This is a genomic window from Streptomyces sp. NPDC021019 (assembly GCF_044333295.1).
GTDB lineage: Bacteria > Actinomycetota > Actinomycetes > Streptomycetales > Streptomycetaceae > Streptomyces.
The window spans coordinates 942825-965500 of record NZ_JBIRQR010000002.1; the positions used below are offsets into that span (position 1 = coordinate 942825).

Below are 22676 nucleotides of genomic sequence, written 5' to 3' on the forward strand. Positions count from 1 at the left end.
CTCTACTCCTGGTCGTTGGCCGCGTTGTCGGGTTGGGCGTTGCCCTGCTGGTCGCCTGCCGCGTCACCGGCGGCGTCGCCGCCCTGCTGTTCGTTGACGTTGCCGACGACCTTGCCGGAACCGTCCACCAGGTCTCCGTTGGGCTGGACGGTGACGGTGACCGTGGGGGTCGGCTTCGGCTTCTTCTTGGCGGGCTGCTTGGGCAGGACCATGTCGCGCGGGTCCTCGCGGGGCGCCTGGACGACGACGCCGACGATGTCGAGCTTGGTGAACCCGACGTACGGCTTCACGTAGACGGTCCGGGTCAGTGCGCCGCCGGAGGGGTCGACGCGGACGACCTCGCCAACCGGGACGCCGGGCACGAAGGGCTTGTCCTTGCTGGAGCCGAAGGTGACCAGCCGGTCGCCGGCCTTCACCTTGGCCTTGCCGTTGAGGAACTGCACCGACAGCGGGCGGGAGCCCTGGCCGGTGGCGAAGCCGAGCTCGTCGGTCTTCTCCATCCGGGTGCCGACGGTGAAGTCCGGGTCGTTGGCGAGCAGGACCGTCGCGGTGTTGGGGCCGACGGTCGTGACCCGGCCGACCAGCCCCTCCCCGTTGAGGACGGTCATGTCGCGGCGGATACCGTCGTCGGCCCCGGCGTCGATGGTGACCGTCCAGGAGAAGCCCTGGGCCGCTCCTATGGCGATGACCTCGGCGCCCTTGATGCCGTACTGTCCGGCGCCCGCGTTCTTCAGCATGGCGTCGAGCTGACGGACCCGGCTGTTGGTGCGGTCGTCGCTGCCGAGCCTGGCCTTCAGCGCGGCGTTCTCCTGCTCCAGGGTGGAGATGCGGTCGTGCCGGTTGCCGGAGTCCCGTACCGCGCCTATGGCGTTGCCCACCGGGTCGACCGCTGCCGCCACGCCGTTCTCGACCGGCCCGAAGACGGTGGCCGCGGCCTGCCTCGCGCCGTCGACCGGTGACTCCTCGCCGCCTCGGATATCCACCGTGATCAGGGCGAATGCGATGGCGATCAGCAGCACCAGGAGCAGCCGGCTCTCTCGTGTGTCCCTCACGTGCGGCGGCCGTGCCTTCCTCGTCGGAATGTTCGTGCCTGTGTGTACGTCGCTGTGCGTGCGTCCGCCGCGTCGATGTGTCTCCGCGTCGGAACAGGTACAGCAACGATCTATATCAACGATCCGGCGGACGGAGCGTCAGCGTCCGCTCGCCGGATCGGGTGGTGTCCCCCGTGGGGGCCGCCTCCCGGAGACGCTCTAGCGGCGGGGCTGGGCGTCCAGCACCTGCTGGAGCGCCTCGAACTCCTCGACGCACTTGCCGGAGCCGAGCGCCACCGAGTCCAGCGGGTCCTCGGCGATGTGGATCGGCATGCCCGTCTCGTGGCGCAGCCGCTCGTCCAGACCGCGCAGCAGCGCGCCGCCGCCGGTGAGGACGATGCCGCGGTCCATGATGTCGCCGGACAGCTCGGGCGGGCACTTGTCGAGCGTCGTCTTCACTGCGTCGACGATCGCGTTGACCGGTTCCTCGATGGCCTTGCGGACCTCGGCGGCCGAGATGACGACCGTCTTGGGCAGCCCGGAGACCAGGTCGCGGCCGCGGATCTCGGTGTGCTCGTCCTTCTCCAGGTCGAACGCCGAACCGATGGTGATCTTGATCTGTTCCGCGGACCTCTCACCGAGGAGGAGCGAGTACTCCTTCTTGATGTGCTGGATGATCGCGTTGTCCAGCTCGTCACCGGCGGTGCGGATCGACTGGGCGGTGACGATGCCGCCGAGCGAGATCACGGCGACCTCGGTGGTTCCGCCGCCGATGTCGACGACCATGTTCCCGGTGGCCTCGTGGACCGGCAGGCCCGAGCCGATGGCCGCGGCCATCGGCTCCTCGATGATGTGCACCTGGCGCGCGCCGGCCTGCGTGGACGCCTCGATGACGGCGCGGCGCTCGACCCCGGTGATACCGGAGGGCACACAGACGACGACGCGGGGGCGGGCCAGGTAGCGACGCTTGTGGATCTTGAGGATGAAGTAGCGGAGCATCCGCTCGGTGATCTCGAAGTCGGCGATCACGCCGTCCTTCAGAGGCCGCACGGCAACGATGTTGCCCGGTGTGCGCCCGATCATCTTCTTGGCCTCGGAGCCGACCGCCAGAATTCCGCCGGTGTTGGTGTTGATGGCCACGACGGACGGCTCGTTCAGAACGATGCCGCGCCCCCTGACGTACACCAGCGTGTTGGCAGTCCCGAGGTCGATAGCCATGTCACGGCCGATGAACGACATTGAGTTCCCCTTGTTCCCCATGAGGATGCGTCGGGCCTTCCCAGGTAGCGAAGATGGCTTGTTCTGGTAGGCGAGGTTGGCGCTGCGGGCGTGGAAGCTTCCATCGTAGTGCCGTATGCACGGACACAGCGCGAGGGTCCTTCGCCAGTGTGAGCGGAACGGGTGCCCGTTCTACCCATGGTGACGTTACGTCGAAGGGATGCGTTCCCGCGATCCCAAACCCTATGCCGAGGGGCGACCGAATTACTTCGGTCGCCCCAGGCGTACAGCGCTGTTTGGCCGATCGGGTCAGGAAAGTCCCGGGAAGAAGAGCTTCAGTTCTCGCTCCGCGGACTCCTCGGAGTCCGAGGCGTGGATGAGGTTCTCGCGGGTGATCGTGCCGAAGTCACCACGGATGGACCCGGGCGCGGCGGCGATCGGGTCGGTGGGGCCGGCCAGGGCGCGGACACCCTCGATGACCCGCTCACCTTCGGCCACCAGGGCGACGACGGGGCCGGACTGCATGAACTCCATGAGCGGCTCGTAGAACGGGCGGCCCTTGTGCTCGCCGTAGTGCTGCTCCAGCGTCTCGTGGTCCAGGGTGCGCAGCTCCAGCGCGGTGATCCGCCAGTCCGCCTTGCGCTCGATGCGGCCGACGATCTCGCCGATCAGGCCACGGCGGACCGCGTCGGGCTTGAGCAGGACGAGAGTGCGCTGGGTCATGTACGGCTCCTTGCAAGGCCAGGCATACGGGTGCGGTGAGGGCGAGATTACAGGGGCTCGGGGGCGGGTCTGCGCCCGGGTTCACCCAGGGTCACCTTCGGGCCCCGGATGTCCGGGGGCCGAAGGAGCCGGCCGCGCGTGTCGGCGGGCCCGGCACGATCCGGAGACCCGGACGCGGCGAGGGCCGGCCCGGGCCCGAGAGATCAGGGCCTCAGGGCCTCAAGCCGTGGCCTCTTCGGCTTCCTGCCGGGCGGCCCAGTCGGCCTTGGCCTCGTCGATCTTGCGCCCGTAGTGGATCGAGGCCCACCACAGACCGCCGAAGGCCAGACCCAGGATGAACATCGTCGGGACCACGAACCCGCTCAGGACCAGAGCGACCTGGAGCGCCCAGCCCAGCTGGACACCGCCGGGCCGGGTGATCATTCCGCACAGCAGCACGGAGAGGGCCATGCCGATGCCGCACACCGTCCAGACCACGGCCATGGAGGCGTCGTCCAGCTTCATCGCGACGAGACCGGCGAAACCGATCACGAAGAACTCGCCGATCAGCGTCGAGGCGCAGAGCGTCCGCATCTCTCCCTCAGCCCCTTCCCAGCAGCAGCCGGGCTTCGCCGACCGTGATCACGGATCCGGTCACCAGCACCCCGGCGCCCGCGTACTCGTCTTCTTCCTCGGCCAGCGTGATCGCCGCCTCCAGCGCGTCGTCGAGACGCGGCTCGACCTGGACCCGGTCGTCGCCGAAGACCTCGACGGCGATCGCGGCCAGCTCGTCCGCGTCCATCGCGCGGGCGGTGGAGTTCTGCGTGACGACGATCTCCGCGAAGATCGGCTCGAAGGCCTCCAGGAGCCCGCGGGCGTCCTTGTCGCCGCTCGTGCCGACCACGCCGATCAGCCGGGAGAAGCTGAACGCCTCGGAGATTCCGTCCGCCGCCGCCTTGGCCCCCGCCGGGTTGTGCGCGGCGTCCAGCACGACGGTCGGGCTGGAGCGCACGACCTCCAGGCGGCCGGGCGAGAGCACCGAGGCGAACGCCTTGCGGATCGCGTCGATGTCGAGGGAGCGGGCCTGCTCGGCGCCGATGCCGAAGAACGCCTCGACGGCCGAGAGCGCCACCGCGGCGTTGTGCGCCTGGTGGGCCCCGTACAGCGGAAGGAAGATGTCCGTGTACTCACCGCCCAGCCCGCGCAGCGTCAGGAGCTGCCCGCCGACCGCGATCTCGCGGGAGGTGACGCCGAACTCCATGCCCTCGCGGGCCACGGTGGCGTCGACCTCGACGGCCTTCTTGAGCATCACCTGCGCGGCGTCCACCGGCTGCTGCGCCAGGATGACCGTGGCGCCCTGCTTGATGACCCCGGACTTCTCGCCGGCGATCTCGGCCGGCGTGGTGCCGAGCCGGTCGGTGTGGTCCAGCGAGATGGGGGTGACGACGGCGACCGTGGAGTCGATGACGTTCGTCGCGTCCCAGGCGCCGCCCATGCCGACCTCGACGACCGCCACGTCGACGGGCGCGTCGGCGAAGGCCGCGTACGCCATGCCGGTGAGCACCTCGAAGAAGGAGAGCCGGTAGGGCTGCTGGGCGTCGACCATCTCGACGTACGGCTTGACGTCCTCGTACGTCTCGATGAACCGCTCGGGTGTGATCGGGGAGCCGTCGAGGCTGATCCGCTCGGTGATCGACTGGACGTGCGGGGAGGTGTAGCGGCCGGTGCGCAGCTCGAAGGCGTTGAGCAGGGCCTCGATCATGCGGGCCGTGCTGGTCTTGCCGTTGGTGCCGGTGATGTGGATGGAGGGGTAGGCGCGCTGCGGCTCGCCGAGGACGTCCATCAGCGCGGCGATGCGCGTGACGGACGGCTCCAGCTTGGTCTCGCCCCAGCGTCCGGCGAGCTCCTGCTCCACCGCGCGCAGCGCCTTGTCGGTCTCGGGGTCGGCCGGGCGGGCCGGGACCGCTTCGCCCTGGGGCTGCCCCGAGTGGGCGCGCAGTGTGCGGCTCCCGGCCTCGATCACCGCCAGGTCGGGGTCGCGCTGGGTCGCCTCGTCGACGATCTCCTCGAAGGTGTCGTCGGGATCGGGCGCGTCGTGCCGGTCTGAAGGGCGGGGCTCACTCACGCGCCCAGTCTACGGATGGGTGCCGACATCGCGCGCAGCGCCCGGCGGAGCGGGGACGGGCGAGGCACGACAGGGCGTACGGCGAAGCCCCCGCGCCCCGGTCGGTCGGGGTGCGGGGGCTCCGGCTTCAGGACATCAGCTCTGCGGGAGGGCCGCCAGCTGGGTGCCGATCCGCTCGATGTCGGCCTCGGCCTTGGAGAGCCGGCCGCGGATCTTGTCGACCACGTTGTCCGGGGCCTTGGCCAGGAAGGCCTCGTTGCCGAGCTTGCCCTCCGCCTGCGCCTTCTCCTTGCGCGCGGCCTCCAGGTCCTTCGTGAGGCGCTTGCGCTCGGCCGGCACGTCGATGGTGCCGGAGAGGTCCAGGGCGACGGTGGCACCGGCGACCGGGAGCGACGCGGTGGCCTGGAAGTCGTCCCCGGCGGGCTGGAGACGCAGCAGCTGGCGGATGGCCGCCTCGTGCGGGGCGAGCTCCGTGCCGGTCAGGGTCAGCTCGGCCGGGACCTTCTGACCGGGCTGGAGGCCCTGGTCGTTGCGGAAGCGGCGGACCTCGGTGACGACCTGCTGGACCAGCTCGATCTCCTTCTCGGCGGCGTCGTCGCGGAAGCCGGAGTCGCCCGGCCACTCGGCGATGACGATCGACTCGCGCCCGGTGAGCGCGGTCCACAACGCCTCCGTGACGAACGGGACGATCGGGTGCAGCAGCCGCAGCATCACGTCCAGGACCTCGCCGAGGACCCGGCCCGAGACCTCGGCCGGGCGGCCGCCCGCGAAGAACGTGGTCTTGGACAGCTCGACGTACCAGTCGAAGACCTCGTCCCACGCGAAGTGGCGCAGCGACTCGCTGATCTTGGCGAACTGGAAGTCGTCGTAGAACGCGTCGACGTCGGCGACCGTCTTGTTCAGACGGGACAGGATCCAGCGGTCGGTGACGGACATCTCCTCGACCGGGGGCAGCTCGCCCTCGATCGTGGCGCCGTTCATCAGGGCGAAGCGGGTGGCGTTCCAGATCTTGTTGGAGAACTTCGCCGAACCCTGGACCCACTCCTCGCCGATGGGCACGTCGGTGCCGGGGTTGGCGCCGCGCGCGAGGGTAAAGCGCAGGGCGTCGGAGCCGTACTTGTCCATCCAGTCCAGCGGGTTGACCACGTTGCCGAAGGACTTCGACATCTTCTTGCCGTGCTCGTCGCGGACCATGCCGTGCAGGACGATGGTGGAGAACGGCGGGACGCCGTCGTTGACGTACAGGCCGAACATCATCATCCGGGCGACCCAGAAGAAGAGGATGTCGTAGCCGGTGACCAGGACGGAGTTCGGATAGAACTTCGCGAGACTGTCGGTCCGTTCGGGCCAGCCGAGGGTGGAGAACGGCCACAGGCCGGAGGAGAACCAGGTGTCCAGGACATCGCTGTCCTGGGTCCAGCCCTCGCCGGTGGGCGCCGCCTCGTCGGGTCCGACGCAGACGACCTCGCCGTTCGGGCCGTACCAGACGGGGATGCGGTGGCCCCACCAGAGCTGGCGCGAGATCGTCCAGTCGTGGAGGTTGTCGACCCAGTCGAAGTAGCGCTTCTCCATCTCCTGCGGGTGGATCTTGACGCTGCCGTCGCGGACCGCGTCACCGGCGGCCTTGGCGAGCGGGGCGACCTTGACCCACCACTGGAGGGAGAGGCGCGGCTCGATGGTGGTCTTGCAGCGCGAGCAGTGCCCGACGGAGTGGACGTAGGGCCGCTTCTCGGCGACGATCCGGCCCTCGGCGCGCAGGGCGGCGACGATGGCGGAGCGGGCCTCCAGCCGGTCCAGGCCCTGGAAGGGTCCGGGGACGGTGATGACGGCGCGCTCGTCCAGGACCGTGAGGAACGGCAGGTCGTGGCGCTTGCCGATCTCGAAGTCGTTCGGGTCGTGGGCGGGCGTCACCTTGACCGCGCCCGTGCCGAACTCCGGGTCGACGTGGTGGTCGGCGACGACGGGAATGGTGCGGTCGGTCAGCGGCAGGCTGATCTGCTTGCCGACCAGGTGCTGGTAGCGCTCGTCGTCGGGGTGGACGGCGACGGCGGTGTCACCGAGCATCGTCTCGGCGCGGGTGGTGGCGACGACGATGGTCTCGTCCCCGTCCCCGTACGTCATGGAGACGAGCTCGCCGTCGTCCTCCTGGTACTCGACCTCGATGTCGGAGATCGCGGTGAGACAGCGGGGGCACCAGTTGATGATGCGCTCGGCGCGGTAGATCAGCCCGTCGTCGAACATCTGCTTGAAGACGGTCTGGACGGCCTTGGACAGGCCCTCGTCCATGGTGAAGCGCTCGCGGGACCAGGCGACGCCCTCGCCGAGGCGGCGCATCTGGCCGGAGATCTGGCCGCCGGACTCGTTCTTCCACTGCCAGACGCGCTCGACGAAGGCCTCGCGGCCCAGGTCGTGGCGGGACTTGCCCTCCTTGCCGAGCTCGCGCTCGACGACGTTCTGGGTGGCGATGCCCGCGTGGTCCATGCCCGGCTGGTACAGCGCCTCGTAGCCCTGCATCCGCTTCCGGCGGACGAGGGCGTCGATCAGGGTGTGCTCGAAGGCGTGACCCAGGTGGAGGGAGCCGGTGACGTTCGGCGGCGGGATGACGATGCTGTACGGCGGCTTGTCGCTGTGCTCGTCGGCTTCGAAGTACCCGCGCTCCACCCAGCGCTCGTACAACTTCCCCTCTACGTCGGCCGGCGCGTACTGGGTCGGCAGTTCGGGGTTGCTGGCGCTTGGCTGCTGAGTGTTCTCGGTCACGGGAGACAGTTTAGGGCCGTCACAGGTCTGCACTGAAACGGGTTAGTTCAGTAACGGTGTCCGACCCGATCCCCCATGTCAGGACGGCTTCCGTCAGGATGTTCGCAACGCATAAGGAATTCACGAGGGGACACCGCAATGAGCTACAACCAGCCGGGCCCGTACGGCGGGCAGCCGCCGCAGGGCCAGCCCGGACCGTACGGACAGCAGCCGGGCCCGTACGGGGCCCCGCCGCCCCAGGGCCCCCCTCAGGGCCAGCCCGGCTACGGCTACCCGCAGCAGGCCCCTCAGGGCGTCCCTCCGCAGCAGCCGAACCCGTACGGGCAGCCGCAGCAGCCTCAGCAGGGTTACGGCTACCCGCAGGCCCAGCAGCCCGGCCCCTACGGCCAGCAGCCGCCGGCGCCTCCGTACGGCGGGCAGCCGGGGTACGACGGGCAACAGCCGCAGCAGCCGAAGAAGAAGACCGGCCTGATCGTGGGCGTGGCCGTGGTGGCCCTGGCGGTCATCGCGGGCGGGGTGTACTTCCTGACCTCGGGCGGCGGCAGCGGTGACGTGGCGGACTCCACGAAGGGGTACAAGCTGACGCCCCCGGCGTCCGTGGAGGATTACACGAAGAATCCCTCCAAGCCCGCGGCATCCGGCCCGGTTACCGGTGAGGACAAGGCCGAGGCCGAGGCCATGGGCGTCAAGGACGCCAACAAGGCGGGGGCCCAGTACCAGAGCGGCAGCAAGGACAATCCGCTGGCGCAGAAGGTGCTCATCTTCGAGGGCGTCTGGGGCGAGATCTCGGACCCTGCGAAGACGCTCGACGGCGCGTTCGCCAAGGCCGAGAAGAACATGACGAAGGACGCCGGCACCGGCGGCACCAGCGACGGCAACAAGGCCTCCTGGGTGGGCAGCCCCAAGGAGTTCAAGCCGGACGGCTTCGACGGTGCGCTGATGAAGTGCCAGGAACTCAAGGTGGACACCAGCCAGGGCAGCTCCGCCTCCACGAAGGGGCCGAAGGAGTTCGCCATGCCGGTCTGCATCTGGGCCGACTACAGCACGGTGGGCATCGTCGCCGGTCTCGACGTCGCCTCGGCGCTGACGGAGAAGTCCGTTCCGCAGGAGGAGATGGCCGACCTCGCCGCCAAGCTCTACGACACCTCCCGCACCAAGATCTGATCCGGTCCGATCTGATCGCTCAACGCCGAAGGGGCGCCCGCCGGTTCATCCGGCGGGCGCCCCTTCGGCGTGGTCGAGTCTTCTGCGGCTAGGCCGACTTCTCGTGCCGGCCGCCGTCGTTCTTGCCGATCGTGCGCGGCTCGCGCGGGACCAGCGTCGGGTTGACGTTGTTGCGGACGACGTCGGGAGTGATGACGACGCGGGCGACGTCCTTGCGGGACGGGACCTCGTACATCACGGACTGGAGGACTTCCTCCATGATCGCGCGCAGACCGCGTGCGCCGGTCTGGCGCAGGATCGCCTGGTCGGCGATGGCCTCCAGCGCCTCGCGCTCGAACTCCAGCTCCACACCGTCGAGTTCGAAGAGGCGCTCGTACTGCTTGACCAAGGCGTTGCGCGGCTCGATGAGGATCTGGAGCAGAGCCTCGCGGTCCAGGTTGTGGACCGAGGTCAGCACGGGGAGACGGCCGATGAACTCGGGGATCATCCCGAACTTCACCAGGTCCTCCGGCATGACCTCCTGGAACTGGTCGCTCGCCTGGATCTCCAGCTTGGAGCGGATCGTGGCGCCGAAACCGATGCCCTTGGCACCGGCCCGGGACTCGATGATCTTCTCCAGACCGGAGAACGCGCCGCCCACGATGAACAGCACGTTCGTCGTGTCGATCTGGATGAACTCCTGGTGCGGGTGCTTTCGTCCGCCCTGCGGCGGTACGGAGGCGGTGGTGCCCTCCAGGATCTTCAGCAGGGCCTGCTGGACGCCCTCGCCGGAGACATCGCGGGTGATCGACGGGTTCTCGCTCTTGCGGGCGACCTTGTCGATCTCGTCGATGTAGATGATCCCGGTCTCGGCCTTCTTGACGTCGTAGTCGGCCGCCTGGATCAGCTTGAGCAGGATGTTCTCGACGTCCTCGCCGACATAGCCGGCCTCCGTCAGCGCCGTCGCGTCCGCGATGGCGAACGGGACGTTGAGCATGCGGGCCAGCGTCTGCGCGAGCAGCGTCTTACCGGAACCCGTGGGGCCCAGCAGGAGGATGTTCGACTTGGCCAGCTCGATCGCGTCCTCGCGATGGGCGCCGCCGCCGTTCTCCCCGGCCTGGACCCGCTTGTAGTGGTTGTACACCGCGACCGAGAGGGCCTTCTTCGCGGGCTCCTGCCCGACGACGTACCCCTCCAGGAACTCGTAGATCTCACGAGGCTTGGGAAGCTCCTCCCAGCGCACCTCGCTCGTCTCCGCGAGCTCCTCCTCGATGATCTCGTTGCAGAGATCGATGCACTCGTCGCAGATGTACACACCGGGTCCCGCGATGAGCTTCTTCACCTGCTTCTGGCTCTTTCCGCAGAACGAGCACTTGAGCAGGTCGCCGCCATCACCGATGCGTGCCACGAGGTGAATCCCCTTCGCCTGGGAGACGCCTGGTTCAGCGACTCCTGGTGCCTCTGTCCGACGGTACCTTGCCTGGGCCCCCGTTCGGGCCCCCCTTGGCACGGTTCACACGGCCGTGGCCGCGCAAACGGAATGTGCCAAGGGGAAAGACCGACGTCAGAGCGATGCGCCCGCGGTGGTCTTGCGGGTGCTAACGATCTGGTCCACCAGACCGTACGCCAGGGCGTCCTCGGCCGTGAGGATCTTGTCGCGCTCGATGTCCTCGCTGATCTTCTCCAGCGGGGTCGTCGAGTGCCGGGCCAGCATCTCCTCCAGCTGCGTGCGCATGCGGAGGATCTCGTTGGCCGCGATCTCCAGGTCGGAGAGCTGCTCGCGGCCCGTCTGCGAGGACGGCTGGTGGATGAGCACCCGGGCGTGCGGGAGCGCCATGCGCTTGCCCGGGGTGCCCGCGGCGAGCAGGACGGCGGCGGCGGAGGCCGCCTGGCCCATGCAGACCGTCTGGATGTCCGGCTTCACGAACTGCATCGTGTCGTAGATCGCGGTGAGCGCGGTGAACGAGCCGCCGGGGCTGTTGATGTAGATCGAGATGTCGCGGTCGGGGTCCATCGACTCCAGGCACAGCAGCTGCGCCATGACGTCGTTGGCCGAGGCGTCGTCGATCTGGACGCCCAGGAAGATCACGCGCTCCTCGAAGAGCTTCGCGTACGGGTCGTACTCGCGCACGCCCTGCGAGGTGCGCTCCACGAAGCGCGGGACGACGTAGCGGTTGTCCACCTGCGGGCCGGTGTAGAGGCCGCTCGCGGAGGCGCCGGAGAAGTTGTTCATGTGGGTGTTCACCATCCTGGTGGCGTTCTGTGGGCTGGAGGTCTCGGCGTGCGAGAGGCGTGCGGGAGGTGGTGCGGCCGGTCCGGTGGGAACCGGATCAGGCACCGGTGCCGCCGCCGCCCGGGATGCCCGACGCGACCGTGATGATCTCGTCGATGAGGCCGTAGTCCTTGGCCTCCTCCGCCGTGTACCAGCGGTCGCGGTCGCCGTCGCGGATGATCGTCTCGACGGTCTGGCCGGAGTGGCGGGCGGTGATCTCCGCCATCCGCGTCTTGGTACGGAGCAGGTACTGGGCCTGGATCTTGATGTCCGAGGCCGTTCCGCCGATGCCGGCCGAACCCTGGTGCATGAGGATGTCGGTGTTCGGGAGCGCGAAGCGCTTGCCCGCGGCGCCGCCGGTGAGCAGGAACTGGCCCATGGAGGCGGCCATGCCCATGCCGATGGTGACGACGTCGTTCGGGATGTACTGCATGGTGTCGTAGACCGCCATGCCGGCCGTCACCGAACCACCGGGGCTGTTGATGTAGAGGTAGATGTCCTTGTCGGGCTCCGCGGCAAGGAGGAGAAGCTGTGCGGTGATCTTGTTGGCGATGTCATCGTCGACCTGCTGACCCAGGAAGATGATGCGCTCGCCGAGCAGTCGGCTGTAGACCTGGTCACCGAGGCCTCCACCGAGGGACGGCTCTCCGGCGGCGTAGGGCATCAGATTCGTCACGTATCCACCTGCTCGTCTCTGACGGCTCCGGCCGTCTCAGCGTCTTCGTACCGGGCGGGTGAAGTCACTGCCCCACCCTTCCTCTTCATGGACCCTAACGCGCAGGTGGGACAACGCCATCCCGCTTCCGCAACTGTTCGCTGGGAGCGCAAGGTCCGCAGTGGGCACAAGGGTTCCGGGGCTCGCACAGCGATACGGCACACCACGCCGCGATACGGCGACGGGCCCCGGACGCGTGGAGCGTCCGGGGCCCGTCGTGCCGGGCGGCGCGAAGGCCGCCCTGGGGATCGGGACGAGGCTCAGGCCTCGTTCTTCTCCTCGGCCTTGTCCTCGGTGGCGGCCTCGGCGGGCGCCTCCGTGGTCTCGGCGGTGGCCTCGGCGGCCTCTTCCTCGTCCTCCAGGTCGACGACCTCACCGTTGGTGTCGACGACCTTGGCGGCCTCGACGACGACGGCGAGCGCCTTGCCGCGGGCGACCTCGCCGACGAGCATCGGCACCTGGCCACCCTCGACGACGGCCTGGGCGAACTGGTCGGGGCTCATGCCGGAGGAGGCAGCGCGCCGCATGAGGTGCTCGGTGAGCTCCTCCTGGTTGACGTTCAGCTTCTCCTTGTTGACGAGCTCGTCAAGGATGAACTGGGTCTTGATGCCCTTGATGGCCTGCTCGGAGGTCTCGTTCTCGAACTCCTCCAGCGTCTTGCCCTGGATTTCGAGGTACTTCTCGAGGTCGAGGCCCATCTGGCCGAGCTGGTGGTGCTCCAGGTTGTGCTTGCGGGTCTGCACCTCGTCCGCGAGCAGCTTCTCCGGGATCGGGACCTCGGCGAGCTTCAGCAGCTCCTCCAGCACGCGCTCCTGGGCCTGCGTGGCCTGGTCGTACTGCTTGGTCGTCTCCAGGCGCTTGCGGCTGTCGGCCTTCAGCTCCTCCAGCGTGTCGAACTCGCTGGCCATCTGGGCGAAGTCGTCGTCCAGCTCGGGGAGCTCACGGGCGGCGACGGCGGTGACCTTGACGGTGACCTCCGCGGCCTTGCCCTCGGCGGAGCCGCCCTTCAGCTCGGAGGTGAAGGTGGCCTCGCCACCGGCCTCCAGGCCGGTCACGGCCTCGTCGATGCCTTCGAGGAGCTCGCCGGAACCGATGGTGTACGAGACACCGTCGGCCACGCCGTCCTCCAGGACCTCGCCGTCGACCTTGGCCTCCAGGTCGATCGTGACGACGTCGCCGTCGGCGGCGGCGCGCTCGACCGGGTTGGTGGCGGCGAAGCGCTCGCGGAGCTGCTCCACGGCCTTCTCGACCTCTTCGTCGGTGACCTCAAGGGCATCGACGGTGACCTCGATGCCGGAGTAGTCCGGGATCTCGATCTCGGGGCGTACGTCAACCTCGGCGGTGAAGGCCAGCAGCTCGCCGTCCTTCAGCTCGGTGATGTCGACCTCGGGCTGGCCGAGGACGTTCAGCTCACCCTCGTTGACCGCCTCGGTGTAGAACTTCGGGAGGGCCTCGTTGACGGCCTCCTCCAGCACCGCACCGCGGCCGAACCGCTGGTCGATGATCCGGGCGGGGATCTTGCCCTTGCGGAAGCCCTTCACCGTGACCTGCTGGTTGATCTTCTTGTACGCCGCGTCGAGGCTGTCCTTGAGCTCCTCGAAGGGCACCTCAATGCTGAGCCGAACCCGGGTCGGGTTCAGGGTCTCCACGGCGCTCTTCACGGTTCGGTCTCCTTGGTGGCTGACTTCTTGGGGTTCTGCTGGGCCGCCGATTGGCGGCTTCGCGGACCGAGCCCGGTACATCAGACACACGGGCACGCATTTTGCATAGTAACGGCAAGGGGGATGACTCCCACAATGCGATCTTGCTGGTGGTCGGGGTGGCCGGATTCGAACCGACGACCTTCCGCTCCCAAAGCGGACGCGCTACCAAGCTGCGCCACACCCCGTCGGTGCGACACGTAGGGTACATGCACCGGAGCCGTGGTTCCGCCGCTTTACGGAGCGGCGTCAGGGGGTACGGCCCGCGGCCGGACCGGCGGTCGGCACAACAGGTGTGCGGGCACCGCCGCCGACCCGCTACGATGCTCTTCGTGCCGCGGTCCACGGACCTGCGGTGCGACGCTTGCGGGCGTAGCTCAATGGTAGAGCCCTAGTCTTCCAAACTAGCTACGCGGGTTCGATTCCCGTCGCCCGCTCCACGCAGTCGAGGGCCGGGCCGGAGGATGATCCTCCGGCCCGGCCCTCGTGCGTCGCGCTGCTTCGGGAGCCCGGTCCGGGGCCCGACCGCCGACCCCGACCGCCGACCCCGACCTCAGAAGCTGATCTGGTTGATGGTGTCGGCTATCGAGTTCATGAACCTGTTGATCGACGGCGCCATGCCGGTCGACGCCAGGAAGAAGCCGAAGAGCACGGCGACGATCGCGGGACCGGCCTTGATGGAGCCACCACGGATCATTACCACCAGGATGACCGCGAACAGCAGCACCATAGACAGTGAAATAGCCACGCCTGATCACACCCTCGGTCGGTCCGCCTTGCCGGCCCGGAAGCGTGCACCACCGCGCGCCCCGTCGCCCCCATCGTGCCACCAACTCCCCCGTGGTTGCTGCCGGGTGACGGAACGGACTGACGGGATCCCGCCATCCTTCACGGGACGGCGCCACCCCCGCGACGGGCGCGGCACGACCCCCGCTCCGCACCGCACCGCACCGCAGCGCACCGGTCCGCACCGGGGAAGCGCGCAGGGGCCAGGGACTCTCGCGCCACCTGTGCGTCGGCTGTGACATTCCTGCGGCCGGATATCCACCACGATGATCGTTTCCGCATCCCCACACTTCATTCACAGGCAATTGACCGTGTGGATGCGACGTAATTCACTTCACCCAACACCCTGCCGATATGCACTATTTAAGCGGGATCAAGCATGCGATAGCGGGCGGTGTTCGACGGTTTCACATTCGAATAGAGGGGAACACGCGATATCTCCCGGCAGTTTTACGCGAGGCAATCGACCGGTCTAAGGTGCCTTAGATGTTCCAAGCTCCGAGCGTATTTCAGAGGGCCCCGCTCCCCCCGGCGACCCGGGAGTCGGAGCCCAGACACGAGCAGACGCTCACCGCCACCGCACCCCGGCCCGCACCCGGGCCCAGCGCTCGGGAAGCCGCCGCCCCGGCGCCCGCGGCGGCGAGGAAGCGCGATCCCTACTTCGACAATGTGAAGTATCTGGCCATCGTTCTCGTGGCGGTGGCGCACGCCTGGGAACCCGTGATGGACGGCAGCCGCGCCACCCGGGCGCTGTACATGATCGTGTACACGTTCCACATGCCGGCCTTCATCCTCATCTCCGGCTACTTCTCCCGCTCGTTCGACATGACACCGTCCAAGGTGAAGCGGCTGATCACCTCGGTCGCGGTGCCGTACGTGCTGTTCGAGACGGCTTATTCGCTCTTCAAGCGGTACGCGGACGATTCGCCCGACATGGCGATCAGTCTGATCGACCCGTTCTTCCTGACCTGGTTCCTGATCGCCCTCTTCATCTGGCGGGTGACCACGCCGATCTGGCGCGCGCTGCGCCATCCGCTGCCGGTGGCGCTCGCCGTCGCCGTGCTCGCCTCCGTCTCCCCCGAGATCGGCGACGACCTCGACCTCCAGCGGGTGCTGCAGTTCCTGCCGTTCTTCGTGCTCGGCCTGCTGATGAAGCCCGAGCACTTCCAGCTGGTCAGGCGGCGCGAGGTGCGGCTGCTGTCGCTGCCGCTGTTCGCCGGTGCGCTGCTCTTCGCGTACTGGATGGCCCCGCGCATGGAGCTCGGCTGGTTCTACCGCGCCAACAGCGCGCAGGAGATGGACGCGCCGTGGTGGTCCGGCGCGGTGATGACGCTCGCGATGTTCGGCTGCGCCCTGGCGCTGACGGTCGGCTTCCTGGCCTGGGTGCCCGGCCGGGCCCGGTGGTTCACGGCGCTCGGCGCCGGAACGATCTGCGGCTACCTGCTGCACGGCTTCCTGGTCAAGGGCGCCGAGTACGCGGGCCTGTTCGACCGCCACACCTGGCTCTCCGACCCGGTCGGGCTGGTCGTCGTCTCGCTCACCGCGGCGGCGGCGGTGACGCTCATGTGCACCCCATGGGTGGGGCGCGCCCTGAAGTGGGCCACCGAGCCGGAGCTGAAGTGGGCGTTCCGGAAGGATCCCGCGGGCCGCTGAGCCCGTGGCGGACCGGCCGTTCACGGAACTGCCGACGCCGCCCCCTCGCCGTTCTCCCTGATCCACCCGCCGGGCCGGCCGCGGGTGGATCAGTGCGTCTCCGGGTTGGCCGGATTCTTTCGGTCCGGGGGTGATTCGTCACCGGCCAGCCCCAGCAGCTCGCGTACCTGCGCATACTTCGCCGTCAGTCGGGTACGCGTCGCCGCGTCCAGGACCGCGAGACGCTCGGGATCCGCGTTGTGGGCGAGGTCCGCCTCCTTGACGAGCAGCGCGCCCGGAGTGGCCAGGATCCGCGCGGCGTACGAGGACAGCTCCTCGCCCGGCCGCTTGGTCACCGCCAGGACCATGTCCTTCACCTCCTGCGGCAGGGCGGCGGCGGCCAGCCACTCCGCCGGGAGCGCGGCGTCCTCGATCGCGTCGTGCAGCCAGGCCGCCGCGATCTGCCCGTCGTCGCCGCCGCGCACCCGCACTCCTTCGGCCACCGCCGCCAGGTGCTCCGCGTACGGTCGGCCCGCCTTGTCGGTCTGTCGCGCATGGGCCTCGCGGGCGATGGCCTCCACGTCGGCGACGCTCAGATCATGTTCGGTCATGGGCCGACCCTACGGCCGCGCGCGGCGCTACAGCCGGGGCCGTGCCCGAGCCGATTCCGGAGCCGAAGCCGAACTCGCGCCGTCCGCCGGGCTGTTGATGACACCGCCCGATGGCTCCCATAACGGGATCAGAACGACAAAAAATAACAATTCGGCAGAGCCATAGTTGCAGGGTCAATCATTCGGTAAACTAATTACTGATGAATCCTTAACGCCCCCTTGACCAGCTCTTGACCGACCCGAAGGATCAGGCTCATCGGACACGCAGACACCCTTCTCGCCATGGGCGGCGCCTTCCTGGCCGCTGCCGTCCTCGCCCGCCTCGGCGGCCGCATCGGACTGCCGACGATTCCCCTGTTCATCCTGGCCGGGATCCTCCTGGGCCCGCACACCCCCGGCTACACGCTCCTGAAGAACCCGCACGACCTGGAGATGCTCTCCGCGCTGGGACTCGTCCTCCTGCTCTTCTACCTGGGGCTCGAGTTCCACATGGACGACCTCAGGACGGGCGGCCGGAAGATGGCCATCGCCGGCGGGACGTACCTCCTGCTGAACGTCGGCGCCGGTCTCGCCTTCGGCTTCGCGCTGGGCTGGGGCACGGCGGAGGCACTGGTCCTCGCCGGTGTCCTCGGCATCTCCTCGTCCGCGATCGTCACCAAGATCCTGGTGGACCTCGGGCGCATCGGGAATCCGGAGACCCGGCCGATCCTCGGCATCATCGTCGTCGAGGACGTCTTCCTCGCCCTGTACCTCGCCGCCCTCCAGCCGATCCTGTCCGGTGCGGACAGCCTCTCGGCCGCGCTGCTCGACGGCGGCAAGGCCTTCGGCTTCCTGTTGCTGCTCGCCCTGGCGGCCCGGTTCGGCACGAAGCTCATCGGCAGACTCATGAACACCAAGGACGACGAGCTGCTCGTCATCTCCTTCCTTGGCGTGGCCGTCTTCGTCGCCGGTGTCTCCGAGATGTTCGGCGTCGCCGACGCGATCGGTGCGTTCATGGTCGGCCTGATGCTCGGCTCCACCTCGTCCGCCGACCGCATCCTGAAGCTCGTCCACCCGCTCCGCGACGCGTTCGGGGCGATCTTCTTCTTCGCCTTCGGCCTCTCCATCGACCCGGGCGACCTCCCGAGCGTGCTGTGGCCGGTGCTGGCCGCCGTGGTGCTGACGCTCGCCATGAACATCGCGGCCGGGCTCGCGGCGGCGAAGGTGTACTCCTTCGGCGCGCAGGCCACGTCCAACATCGCCACCACCCTGGTCGCCCGCGGCGAGTTCGCGCTCATCCTGGCCACGATGGCGGCGGCCGCCGGACTGGACGAGCGGCTCTCGCCGTTCATCGCCGGCTACGTCCTCCTGCTCGCCGTCCTCGCGCCACTGGCCGCCGGACGCTCCCACTGGCTGGCCCGCGTCCTTCCGGGCGGCCGCCGGAAGGACGACGACCAGGACCGGAAACAGGTATCGGTGTCGGTCTGAGCGGCAGCGAACGGCGGAGAGGCGCCCCGATACCCGGCCTCCGGGTGACGGGCGCCTCTCCGCCGTTCGGCGTCCCGGCCGAAGGGCGCTCAGGCCCGGCGGGAGAGGAGCAGCAGGGCCCGGTCGTCGTTGACGTCCTTGGCGCAGGCCTCGATCAGATGCCAGGCCGCGCCCTCGAAACCGGTGGAGACATAGCGGTCGGCCTCGCCCGTCAGCCGGTCGATGCCCTCGGACATGTCCCGGTCGGAGGCCTCCACGAGTCCGTCGGTGAACAGCATCAGTACGTCGCCGGGCGCGAGCGATCCCTTCACCGCGTCGAACTCGGCCCCGTCGTAGACGCCGAGCAGGGGCCCCTCCCCGGACTTCTCCTCCCACTGGCCCGTGCCCGCGTGGAGTTGGAGGGCTGGCGGATGGCCTGCGGAGAAGATCTCGTAGTCGCCCGATTCCAGGTCCAGCACCAGATGGATCGAGGTGGCGAAGCCCTCGTCCCAGTCCTGGCGCAGCAGGTAGCCGTTGGCGGCGGGCAGGAAGGCGTGCGGGGGCAGCGAGCCGAGCAGCCCGCCGAAGGCGCCGGACAGCAGCAGGGCCCGGGAGCCCGCGTCCATGCCCTTGCCCGAGACGTCGGTGAGGACGGCCTCCAGGGTGCGGCCCCCGTGAGTGCGGGCCGCGACGACGAAGTCCCCGGAGAACGACTGGCCGCCGGCCGGGCGCAGGGCCATCTCGCGGTGCCAGCCCTGGGGCAGCCGGGGCAGGGCGCTCTGGACCCGGATACGTTCGCGCAGGTCGAAGAGCATCGTGCCGCCACGCCGCCAGGGCACGCCGACCCGGGCCCGGAACTGGGCCAGGATCAGCCCGAAGAAGCCGCAGGCGGCGACGGTGAGCACCGTGCCGGGAGTGACCCGGGCGGGGCCGTCCAGGTACGGGCCGAGGGTGAGCGCCTCGACGATCAGGGCGCCGGCGGCCGTCGCGTAGAGGCCCAGCAGGCTGGCGGGGCGCAGCAGGAGGCCGCCCGCCACGATGGGCAGGGCGAGGGCGGCCGGGTCGATCCAGACCGGGCTCGCGACGGTGGCGAGGGTGATGGCCGGGATCGTCAGCAGCAGGCCGGCCAGGGCGATCCAGTCGGAGCCGTCGCCGCGGAAGTAGTCGACCCCGGATCTGCGCAGGCCGATGCGGGCCCGGTGCAGGTTTCTGCGCCACCGGGCCCCGAAGTCGTCTACTCCTCCGCTACGGGCCATTGCCGGGACCTTATCGACCCGAACGCCTCCGGTGCAGGGGGACCCCGGTGACAATGCGCTCGGAATGGGGGCGTCCACGCGGCGGGAACCGTTTTCGCGTGGCATATGACACGGATGCGTGGGGCTGGGACGTCAGTCGCCGGAGGGTCCCGGCGGCTGGCACCGGGGGCACCAGAAGAGGTTGCGGGAGACCAGGTCCGCGGTGCGGATCTCCGTACGGCAGATGTGGCAGGGAAGGTTCGCACGGCGGTAGACGTAGACCTCGCCGCCGTGGTCGTCCTCGCGGGGCGGGCGGCCCATGGCCTCGGGGAGGTGCTCGGGGCGGACGGTGTCGATCCGGTTGTTCCGCACGCCTTCGCGCATCAACTCCCCCAGGTCCGCCCAGATCGTGTCCCACTCGGCGCGGGTGAGGTCCCTGCCCGTGCGGTACGGGTCGATGCCGTGGCGGAAGAGGACCTCGGCGCGGTACACGTTGCCGACGCCCGCGATGACCTTCTGGTCCATCAGCAGGGCGGCGACGGTGGTCCGGCTGCGGGAGACGCGCTGCCAGGCGCGCTCGCCGTCCTCGTCGCCGCGCAGCGGGTCCGGGCCCAGCCGCTCGTGTATCGCGCGCTTCTCGGGCTCGGTGATCAGGGCGCAGGTGGTGGGTCCGCGCAGATCCGCGTGGTGGCCGGCGTTGACCAGCCGGAGGCGGACCGTGTCGGTGGGCGGCGGGGGCGGGGCGGCGCCGAAGCCGAGCTTGCCGAAGAGTCCGAGGTGGATGTGGACCCAGCCGGTGTCGCCGAAGCCGAGGAAGAGGTGTTTGCCGTGGGCGTCGGTGGCGGTCAGGGTCCGCCCGTCGAGCAGGGCCGCGCTGTCGGCGAACTTGCCCTGTGGGCTGCTCACCCGTACCGGCGCGCCCGCGAACCGTACGGCGTGGTCGTCGGCGAGGCGGCGGATGGTGTGTCCCTCGGGCACGGCGGGGCTCCTGCTGGATGGGCGGGCGGTGGTTCGAGGGCCGGGCCGGGCGGCGGCATGGCCGTGCCGCCGGGTCCGGGACCCGGCGGCACAGGGGGAGGGAGGAGGGTGGGTCAGCCCTGCTGCGGGTGGTGGGCGGGGATCGGGGGGAGCTCGCCGGTGTTCTCGTACGCCGCGAGCATCTCGATGCGGCGCGTGTGGCGCTCCTCGTTCGAGTACGGCGTGTTGAGGAAGATCTCGACGAACTTCGTGGACTCCTCGACCGTGTGCATCCGGCCGCCGATGGCGACGACGTTGGCGTCGTTGTGCTCGCGGCCGAGGGCGGCGGTCTGCTCGCTCCAGGCCAGTGCGGCGCGGACGCCCGTGACCTTGTTGGCGGCGATCTGCTCGCCGTTGCCGGAGCCGCCGATCACGATGCCGAGGCTGTCCGGGTCGGCGGCCGTCTTCTCGGCGGCGCGCAGGCAGAACGGCGGGTAGTCGTCCTGGGCGTCGTAGATGTGGGGGCCGCAGTCGACGGCCTCGTGGCCGTGGGCGCCGAGCCACTCGACGAGGTGGTTCTTGAGTTCGTAGCCGGCATGGTCGGATCCGAGGTACACGCGCATGGTGCGAAGTGTGGCACGAACTTCGCGGGGTATCGGTCAGCGGGGTCGGGGCCTCCCGCCGTGCTCGCCGGGGTCAACACCGTGCGGGCAACGATCAGGCAAACGATCCGGAAGAGGGGGTTCCACTTCCACCTCTTTCCGGGCTTGAATGCGTGGTCCTGTCTTCGCACCACCCCACGGCGGAGCAGGGCGCACCCTCACGCACCAAACGTAAGGATTCCCCCCATGACGTCGCAGACGACGCTGGCGAAGCCGGGCCAGGAGCCCGGTGAGCCGGACCGGCCGGACTCGTCGGGCGGGCTTCAGGCAGGTCTGAAGAACCGCCACCTCTCGATGATCGCGATCGGCGGTGTGATCGGCGCCGGGCTCTTCGTGGGTTCCAGCGCGGGCATCGCGGCGGCGGGTCCGGCGATTCTGCTGTCGTACGCGATGGTCGGCCTGATGGTCGTCCTCGTGATGCGGATGCTCGGCGAGATGGCCGCCGCCCGGCCGAGCTCCGGCTCCTTCTCCGCCTACGCCGACCAGGCCCTCGGCCGTTGGGCCGGTTTCTCCATCGGCTGGCTCTACTGGTTCTTCTGGGTCGTGGTGCTCGCCGTCGAGGCGACGGCGGGCGCGAAGATCCTGGAGAGCTGGATCCCGGGGGTCCCTCAGTGGGCCTGGGCGCTGATCGTGATGGTCGTGCTGACCGCCACCAACCTGGTCTCGGTGGGCAGTTACGGCGAGTTCGAGTTCTGGTTCGCCGGGATCAAGGTCGTGGCGATCGGCGCGTTCGTGGTCATCGGCTTCCTCGCGGTCTTCGGCTTCCTGCCCGGGTCGGACCACGCGGGGTCGGGTCTGGCGCATCTGACGGACAGCGGCGGGTTCTTCCCCGAGGGGCCGGGCGCGATCCTGACCGGTGTGCTGATGGTCGTCTTCTCGTTCATGGGCAGTGAGATCGTGACGCTGGCCGCCGGCGAGTCGTCGGACCCGCAGCGGGCCGTCTCCAAGGCCACCAACAGCGTGATCTGGCGTATCGCCGTCTTCTACCTCGGCTCGATCTTCGTGGTGCTGACGCTGCTGCCGTGGAACGACCCGTCGATCGTCGAGAAGGGCAGCTACGTCGCCGCCCTCGACGTGATCGGCATCCCGCACGCCGGGCAGGTCATGGACTTCATCGTGCTGACGGCCGTGCTGTCCTGCCTCAACTCCGGCCTCTACACCGCCTCCCGGATGGCGTTCTCGCTCGGCGAGCGGGGCGACGCGCCGAAGGCCTTCGCCAAGGTCGACAAGCGCGGTGTGCCGCAGGCGGCGATCCTGTCCTCGGTCGTCTTCGGCTTCGTGGCGGTGTTCTTCAACTACCAGTGGCCCGACACGGTGTTCCAGTTCCTGCTGAACTCCTCCGGCGCGGTCGCGCTCTTCGTGTGGCTGGTCATCTGCTTCACCCAGTTGCGGATGCGCGGGATCATCCTGCGCGAGACCCCCGGCAAGCTGGTCGTACGGATGTGGCTCTTCCCGTACCTCACCTGGGCGACGATCGCGATGATCTCCTTCGTCCTGGTCTACATGCTGACCGACGACGCCGCCCGCGAGCAGGTCGTGCTGTCGTTGCTGGTCGCGGCCCTGGTGGTGGGCGTCTCGCTGGTCCGGGAGATGCGCGGCCGCAAGGCCGTCGCCAAGTGATCCGCAGATGAACCGCACCCGTTCGACCGATACCTGACAGAGGTTGTCAGGTTTCCCGGGGAGG

The 22676-nt window shown here is 69.1% G+C and carries 19 protein-coding genes and 2 tRNA genes; 5 read left to right on the forward strand and 16 right to left on the reverse strand.

Going from position 1 to position 22676, the window contains the following annotated elements:
* Positions 1 to 2 precede the first annotated feature (2 nt).
* The 6 genes from mreC to ACH4RG_RS15330 form a co-directional block, all read right to left on the reverse strand.
* Positions 3 to 1052 carry a rod shape-determining protein MreC gene (gene mreC / locus ACH4RG_RS15305; protein ID WP_397916834.1) on the reverse strand — a complete coding sequence of 350 codons (1050 nt, stop codon included), beginning with the start codon at positions 1050 to 1052 and terminating at the stop codon, positions 3 to 5.
* A 198-nt stretch (positions 1053 to 1250) separates the two neighbouring features.
* Positions 1251 to 2270: a rod shape-determining protein gene (locus ACH4RG_RS15310; protein WP_018959187.1), complete on the reverse strand. Its 1020-nt coding sequence runs from the start codon at positions 2268 to 2270 to the stop codon at positions 1251 to 1253.
* Positions 2271 to 2558: 288 nt separating this feature from the next.
* Positions 2559 to 2972, reverse strand: a complete 414-nt coding sequence (gene ndk / locus ACH4RG_RS15315) for a nucleoside-diphosphate kinase (protein WP_397916835.1) — start codon at positions 2970 to 2972, stop codon at positions 2559 to 2561.
* A gap of 219 nt (positions 2973 to 3191) precedes the next feature.
* Positions 3192 to 3545 (reverse strand): DUF4233 domain-containing protein, encoded by a 354-nt coding sequence (locus ACH4RG_RS15320; protein WP_397928112.1) that lies wholly within the window; start codon positions 3543 to 3545, stop codon positions 3192 to 3194.
* 7 nt (positions 3546 to 3552) lie between these two features.
* Positions 3553 to 5076 carry a bifunctional folylpolyglutamate synthase/dihydrofolate synthase gene (locus tag ACH4RG_RS15325; protein WP_397916837.1) on the reverse strand — a complete coding sequence of 508 codons (1524 nt, stop codon included), beginning with the start codon at positions 5074 to 5076 and terminating at the stop codon, positions 3553 to 3555.
* A gap of 135 nt (positions 5077 to 5211) precedes the next feature.
* On the reverse strand, positions 5212 to 7833 hold the full coding sequence (locus ACH4RG_RS15330) for a valine--tRNA ligase (protein ID WP_398539651.1): 2622 nt from the start codon (positions 7831 to 7833) through the stop codon (positions 5212 to 5214).
* 138 nt (positions 7834 to 7971) lie between these two features.
* Between ACH4RG_RS15330 and ACH4RG_RS15335 the strand changes: the two genes are divergently transcribed.
* Positions 7972 to 8997: a hypothetical protein gene (locus ACH4RG_RS15335; protein WP_397916839.1), complete on the forward strand. Its 1026-nt coding sequence runs from the start codon at positions 7972 to 7974 to the stop codon at positions 8995 to 8997.
* An 88-nt stretch (positions 8998 to 9085) separates the two neighbouring features.
* Here the strand turns inward: ACH4RG_RS15335 and clpX are convergent, their stop codons facing one another.
* From clpX to ACH4RG_RS15360, 5 genes are all read right to left on the reverse strand, one after another.
* Complete coding sequence (clpX, locus tag ACH4RG_RS15340) at positions 9086 to 10384, reverse strand: ATP-dependent Clp protease ATP-binding subunit ClpX (protein ID WP_097866919.1); 1299 nt, start codon at positions 10382 to 10384, stop codon at positions 9086 to 9088.
* 156 nt (positions 10385 to 10540) lie between these two features.
* Entirely contained in the window at positions 10541 to 11224 is a 684-nt protein-coding gene (locus tag ACH4RG_RS15345; protein ID WP_006124415.1) for an ATP-dependent Clp protease proteolytic subunit, read from the reverse strand.
* Positions 11225 to 11306: 82 nt separating this feature from the next.
* A complete protein-coding gene (locus ACH4RG_RS15350; RefSeq protein WP_169808568.1) occupies positions 11307 to 11912 on the reverse strand; it encodes an ATP-dependent Clp protease proteolytic subunit in 606 nt (201 codons plus the stop codon).
* A gap of 311 nt (positions 11913 to 12223) precedes the next feature.
* Positions 12224 to 13624, reverse strand: coding sequence for a trigger factor (tig, locus tag ACH4RG_RS15355; protein ID WP_397916840.1), 1401 nt, complete (start codon positions 13622 to 13624; stop codon positions 12224 to 12226).
* A gap of 150 nt (positions 13625 to 13774) precedes the next feature.
* A tRNA-Pro gene (locus ACH4RG_RS15360) sits at positions 13775 to 13851 on the reverse strand.
* A gap of 178 nt (positions 13852 to 14029) precedes the next feature.
* Between ACH4RG_RS15360 and ACH4RG_RS15365 the strand changes: the two genes are divergently transcribed.
* Positions 14030 to 14103, forward strand: a tRNA-Gly gene (locus ACH4RG_RS15365).
* Positions 14104 to 14216: 113 nt separating this feature from the next.
* On the opposite strand, the gene ACH4RG_RS15370 is transcribed toward ACH4RG_RS15365, so the two are convergent.
* A complete protein-coding gene (locus ACH4RG_RS15370; RefSeq protein ID WP_026290750.1) occupies positions 14217 to 14411 on the reverse strand; it encodes a hypothetical protein in 195 nt (64 codons plus the stop codon).
* 524 nt (positions 14412 to 14935) lie between these two features.
* On the opposite strand from ACH4RG_RS15370, the gene ACH4RG_RS15375 reads away from it, so the two are divergent.
* Positions 14936 to 16102 carry an acyltransferase family protein gene (locus ACH4RG_RS15375; RefSeq protein ID WP_397916841.1) on the forward strand — a complete coding sequence of 389 codons (1167 nt, stop codon included), beginning with the start codon at positions 14936 to 14938 and terminating at the stop codon, positions 16100 to 16102.
* An 89-nt stretch (positions 16103 to 16191) separates the two neighbouring features.
* Here ACH4RG_RS15375 and ACH4RG_RS15380 read toward each other — a convergent pair whose 3' ends face one another.
* Entirely contained in the window at positions 16192 to 16692 is a 501-nt protein-coding gene (locus ACH4RG_RS15380) for an HD domain-containing protein (protein ID WP_397916842.1), read from the reverse strand.
* Positions 16693 to 16974: 282 nt separating this feature from the next.
* Here ACH4RG_RS15380 and ACH4RG_RS15385 point away from each other — a divergent pair, with 282 nt between their 5' ends.
* Positions 16975 to 18159 carry a cation:proton antiporter gene (locus tag ACH4RG_RS15385; protein WP_397916843.1) on the forward strand — a complete coding sequence of 395 codons (1185 nt, stop codon included), beginning with the start codon at positions 16975 to 16977 and terminating at the stop codon, positions 18157 to 18159.
* An 89-nt stretch (positions 18160 to 18248) separates the two neighbouring features.
* On the opposite strand, the gene ACH4RG_RS15390 is transcribed toward ACH4RG_RS15385, so the two are convergent.
* From ACH4RG_RS15390 to ACH4RG_RS15400, 3 genes are all read right to left on the reverse strand, one after another.
* A complete protein-coding gene (locus tag ACH4RG_RS15390) occupies positions 18249 to 19394 on the reverse strand; it encodes a PP2C family protein-serine/threonine phosphatase (protein ID WP_397916844.1) in 1146 nt (381 codons plus the stop codon).
* Positions 19395 to 19526: 132 nt separating this feature from the next.
* Positions 19527 to 20351, reverse strand: coding sequence for an Fpg/Nei family DNA glycosylase (locus tag ACH4RG_RS15395; RefSeq protein WP_397928105.1), 825 nt, complete (start codon positions 20349 to 20351; stop codon positions 19527 to 19529).
* A gap of 113 nt (positions 20352 to 20464) precedes the next feature.
* Positions 20465 to 20953 carry a ribose-5-phosphate isomerase gene (locus ACH4RG_RS15400; protein ID WP_397916846.1) on the reverse strand — a complete coding sequence of 163 codons (489 nt, stop codon included), beginning with the start codon at positions 20951 to 20953 and terminating at the stop codon, positions 20465 to 20467.
* A 225-nt stretch (positions 20954 to 21178) separates the two neighbouring features.
* Between ACH4RG_RS15400 and ACH4RG_RS15405 the strand changes: the two genes are divergently transcribed.
* Entirely contained in the window at positions 21179 to 22612 is a 1434-nt protein-coding gene (locus ACH4RG_RS15405; RefSeq protein ID WP_397916847.1) for an amino acid permease, read from the forward strand.
* The last annotated feature ends 64 nt before the right edge of the window (positions 22613 to 22676 follow it).

Excerpts from the sequence above, each read along its gene's own strand:
- ACH4RG_RS15310 (WP_018959187.1), bottom strand. The coding sequence starts at position 2,270 with ATGTCGTTCATCGGCCGTGACATGGCTATCGACCTCGGGACTGCCAAC.
- ndk (WP_397916835.1), bottom strand. The coding sequence starts at position 2,972 with ATGACCCAGCGCACTCTCGTCCTGCTCAAGCCCGACGCGGTCCGCCGT.
- ACH4RG_RS15320 (WP_397928112.1), bottom strand. The coding sequence starts at position 3,545 with ATGCGGACGCTCTGCGCCTCGACGCTGATCGGCGAGTTCTTCGTGATC.
- ACH4RG_RS15335 (WP_397916839.1), top strand. The coding sequence starts at position 7,972 with ATGAGCTACAACCAGCCGGGCCCGTACGGCGGGCAGCCGCCGCAGGGC.
- ACH4RG_RS15345 (WP_006124415.1), bottom strand. The coding sequence starts at position 11,224 with ATGGTGAACACCCACATGAACAACTTCTCCGGCGCCTCCGCGAGCGGC.
- ACH4RG_RS15350 (WP_169808568.1), bottom strand. The coding sequence starts at position 11,912 with ATGCCCTACGCCGCCGGAGAGCCGTCCCTCGGTGGAGGCCTCGGTGAC.
- ACH4RG_RS15375 (WP_397916841.1), top strand. The coding sequence starts at position 14,936 with ATGTTCCAAGCTCCGAGCGTATTTCAGAGGGCCCCGCTCCCCCCGGCG.
- ACH4RG_RS15380 (WP_397916842.1), bottom strand. The coding sequence starts at position 16,692 with ATGACCGAACATGATCTGAGCGTCGCCGACGTGGAGGCCATCGCCCGC.
- ACH4RG_RS15385 (WP_397916843.1), top strand. The coding sequence starts at position 16,975 with ATGGGCGGCGCCTTCCTGGCCGCTGCCGTCCTCGCCCGCCTCGGCGGC.
- ACH4RG_RS15390 (WP_397916844.1), bottom strand. The coding sequence starts at position 19,394 with ATGGCCCGTAGCGGAGGAGTAGACGACTTCGGGGCCCGGTGGCGCAGA.
- ACH4RG_RS15400 (WP_397916846.1), bottom strand. The coding sequence starts at position 20,953 with ATGCGCGTGTACCTCGGATCCGACCATGCCGGCTACGAACTCAAGAAC.
- ACH4RG_RS15405 (WP_397916847.1), top strand. The coding sequence starts at position 21,179 with ATGACGTCGCAGACGACGCTGGCGAAGCCGGGCCAGGAGCCCGGTGAG.